This is a genomic window from Haemophilus paraphrohaemolyticus, from assembly GCF_002015045.1.
In the GTDB taxonomy this organism is placed as follows: domain Bacteria; phylum Pseudomonadota; class Gammaproteobacteria; order Enterobacterales; family Pasteurellaceae; genus Haemophilus_A; species Haemophilus_A paraphrohaemolyticus.
Window position 1 is genome coordinate 1 of the sequence record NZ_MUXX01000021.1, and the last position, 3,387, is coordinate 3,387.

Consider the following 3,387-nt stretch of genomic DNA (forward strand, 5'->3'; position numbering starts at 1 on the left):
CTATCGATTTTTTATGTTGAGCAACCGAAACGGAGTGAGGGCGGTAGAAATCTAAGCACAAATTTGTGCCAGATTTAGCACAGATTTGTGCAAAGTGTGTGTTTTTTACTCATTTTTATGGCACAGATCTGTGCTTTTTGCTGATTTATCCTTAAAAATCAATCAGTAACAGATTTGTGCTAAATTTGGCACAGATTTGTGCTTAATAAATGCGATTAAATTTCAGTCACTTTTTCCGTAAGATATTGAAAACGAAGAAAGAAAAGGCAAATCTTTGATTTGCAACAGGTGTGCGTATTTCTAACTTCAAAAGCATTCTCAATTACTCTGTTGTTGCTTTGGTTTTTATCTAAATTAACTGTTTGGCTATCGTCTTTTCGGGCGAATGTATGCAATCTATTTAAATTTAACCTAGAATGAGGTTGCCATTAAAAATTCAATCTAAAAATTATGTACGCTATTATTTTCAAACTCGATATTACTCTGTTAGAACAACTCTATCCGTCTAAGCACTGGCACAATGCTTATGATGATATTCAGAAAATACTTGAGCCTTTAGGGTTCAACATTTATCAACAAAATATCTATTTTGGTAATGCAGATATAACACCTGTTCAATGCGTTTTAGCTACTCAAAAATTAGCTAGCAACCTTTCTTGGTTTACGTCCTCTGTATCTGAGATGAAGATGCTACGCATTGAAGAAAATGCAGATTTAATACCTGCCCTTTAATGAATTTTTATGCTGAGGAATGTGCATAAAATCATTTAACATAACCACGTCTTATGCGAAACCAGGTGCTTAACTATGCAATTAAGGCTCTAAAAAAACAAAGAAAAAACAAAGCAGGGGTATAAGCAGATAAAACAGGGCATACGGCGAGAGCTTTTTGCCAATAATGAGCATTATTTAACCCTTCAACGCCAAAATGCGTCTGGCACCGTTAAGTACAATCCCCCCCGCGATGGTGCCGATAATCAGATCTGGATAATTGGAACCGGTCCACGCGACCAGGGCGCCGGCGGTGATGCCCCCCAGGTTGATTACCACGTCGTTGGCCGAGAATATCCAGCTTGCCTTCATGTGCGCCCCGCCTTCCCGATGTTTGGATATGAGCAGCAGACAACTGGTATTGGCAATCAATGCGACGAATGCGATAGCCATCATCACCAGAGATTCAGGCTCACTACCGAATACAAAGCGTCTCACCACCTCTACGAGCACGCCCACAGCCAAGATCAGTTGCAGTACACCAGCAAGATGTGCGGCACGTACCTGCATTTTCACGCTATGTCCAACCGCATAAAGGGCAAGCCCGTACACCGCCGCATCGGAAAAATTGTCCAGGGATTCTCCAATCAGGCCGGTGGACTGGGCGATCAGACCGGCAGTCATTTCCACCACGAACAGAAGTGCATTGATGCCGAGCAACCAGCGCAGGGTCCCGGATTCTTGCTTAGCAGAAGCTGCCGAAAACTCGGCGGCCTTGATGGTCTCTGGATTTGCAGCGACGGTTTCCTGAAGCGAGGCGCCTAGCCCCAAGGTCTTCAGTTTCGAGGTGACGGGCTCGACCTCGCCGTCATGCACGACCTTCAGCCGGCGGTTCGACAAGTCGAAGGACAGCGCCCGAATCTCCTCAAAGCCGTTCAGGGCTAGGCGAATCATTCGTTCTTCTGATGGACAGTCCATCTTCGGCACTGCATAAACACTGACCCATCTCCCTGGCGCCTCGGAGGAGGCCTGTATATCGGTATCCGCTGCGGACGTTGCATCACAGCCACAGGCGCCACCACAGGATTTGCTCATAATACGACTCCACTTGAACAATGTTGTGGTACCATTTTAAACTATAAAGCTACTATAAGGTCAATAGAGTAAAGAATCCGTTGGGGAGGAGGCTGATGCGCATTGGTCAGTTGGCACAGTTGAATGAAGTCGCCTACGGCTCCGATTTTTTATATACCACTTCGGGGCTTTATGGTTTCTTTTGCTTAAAATCCATATTAATAAATAATCTTTTTAATTCTTTCTTTTCTTCATCTGATAGCCTAATCCCTTGAGCAACACGCATAGCAAAATCATTAGGAATCTTATTAAATTCTGCATTGAATAAAAAAATAAAAAATTAGGGCTGAAAGCCCCCAAAAAGAGCCTTTAGGCTCTATTTTTTTGTATTCTTGTTTGTATTCTTGTTTGTAGGCTCTGGGATCGCTTGTCGCACAAGGGGTTTGCTATTTATAAGACTACAGATTTACGGTTATAAGACTACAAATTTACGGTTAAAAGACTACAAATTTACGGTATTTGACTACTTTTATTTTTTATTGTAGTCTTTAATGGCTGTTTGTTACCGTAAGGGTGGGTTATGACTGATACATCATTAACAATTTCTAAAGCTAATAGTTTTGTTCAAGCTAGTTATTCCATGACTCTTGATGAAATGAGAATTTTGTCTTTGACGCTAGGTGTTTTTAATCCTGAAAATCCTATTAAACGTGGGTTTGATTTTACTATTGCGGATTTCTGTAAGCATTTTCCTGATGTTGATGAAAAATCAGCTTATACCCAGGTTAGGAATGCAATACTTAAAATATCAAAGCGTTGGATTGTATTGGTAGATAATGAAAAAGAATTAACTGAAGTGGTTTTAGTTAATAAGAGAACATATTTCAAAAAAGAAGGGCGTTTTTATATCGAATTCCATGAGGATTTACTACCCTATATCGCGCAGTTGCATAATAACTTTACTAAATATCAATTGGTAAATATTGGTGCTTTTTCTAGTACGCATACAATTCGATTATATGAATTATGCTCTCAATATAGGGATACAGGGTGGAGACAAACAAGTGTTGATGAGCTTAAAGATTGGTTACAAGTTTCGGATAAATACGATAGATATAATAATTTTAACCAGCGTGTTTTAACGCCCGCTATTGATGAAATCAATGCTAAATCGGATCTTCTTGTAAGTGTTGAGCCGATCAAGCGAGGGCGCAGCATTGTTTCGTTAAAATTTACAATTAAAAGCAAGAAAAGTGCGGTAAAAATCGAACAGAAACGCCCGGCATTTCCGCATAAAAATAAATACGGAAAATACGTCACTCTCAATCGAGATGATCCACGTATGAGCAATCATGAATACGGTGTTTGGGCTAAAGATTGCTTAAAAATCCTTGAGGACTTTTATCAAAAAATCGAAGACGTGCCGAATGAAGATTTGCTCTTTTACTGGATCTTTTTAGCGGGCAATGCAAGCAACAAATCAAAGCTAGGTACTAAGAAAACATTTGTAGATGAGCTTAAAAAACGAGGCTACAAGATTGTGAAGTGCGAACTAGTAAAACTATGACCGATGGCATAATTGGAACATAAAAAATCGATAGA

3 protein-coding genes are annotated in these 3,387 nt (G+C 40.3%); 2 read left to right on the forward strand and 1 reads right to left on the reverse strand.

Annotation, left to right across the window (positions count from 1 at the left end; all coding sequences use genetic code 11):
- Nucleotides 1–450 precede the first annotated feature (450 nt).
- Nucleotides 451–732 carry a hypothetical protein gene (locus B0184_RS09765; RefSeq protein WP_005709710.1) on the forward strand — a complete coding sequence of 94 codons (282 nt, stop codon included), beginning with the start codon at nucleotides 451–453 and terminating at the stop codon, nucleotides 730–732.
- 177 nt (nucleotides 733–909) lie between these two features.
- Here B0184_RS09765 and B0184_RS09770 read toward each other — a convergent pair whose 3' ends face one another.
- The gene (locus tag B0184_RS09770) at nucleotides 910–1,806 is read right to left on the reverse strand and encodes a cation efflux transmembrane domain-containing protein (protein WP_005709709.1); all 897 of its coding nucleotides are present in this window, start codon (nucleotides 1,804–1,806) and stop codon (nucleotides 910–912) included.
- Between the two features lie 559 nt (nucleotides 1,807–2,365).
- On the opposite strand from B0184_RS09770, the gene B0184_RS09775 reads away from it, so the two are divergent.
- Entirely contained in the window at nucleotides 2,366–3,352 is a 987-nt protein-coding gene (locus tag B0184_RS09775) for a replication initiation protein (protein WP_078177681.1), read from the forward strand.
- The last annotated feature ends 35 nt before the right edge of the window (nucleotides 3,353–3,387 follow it).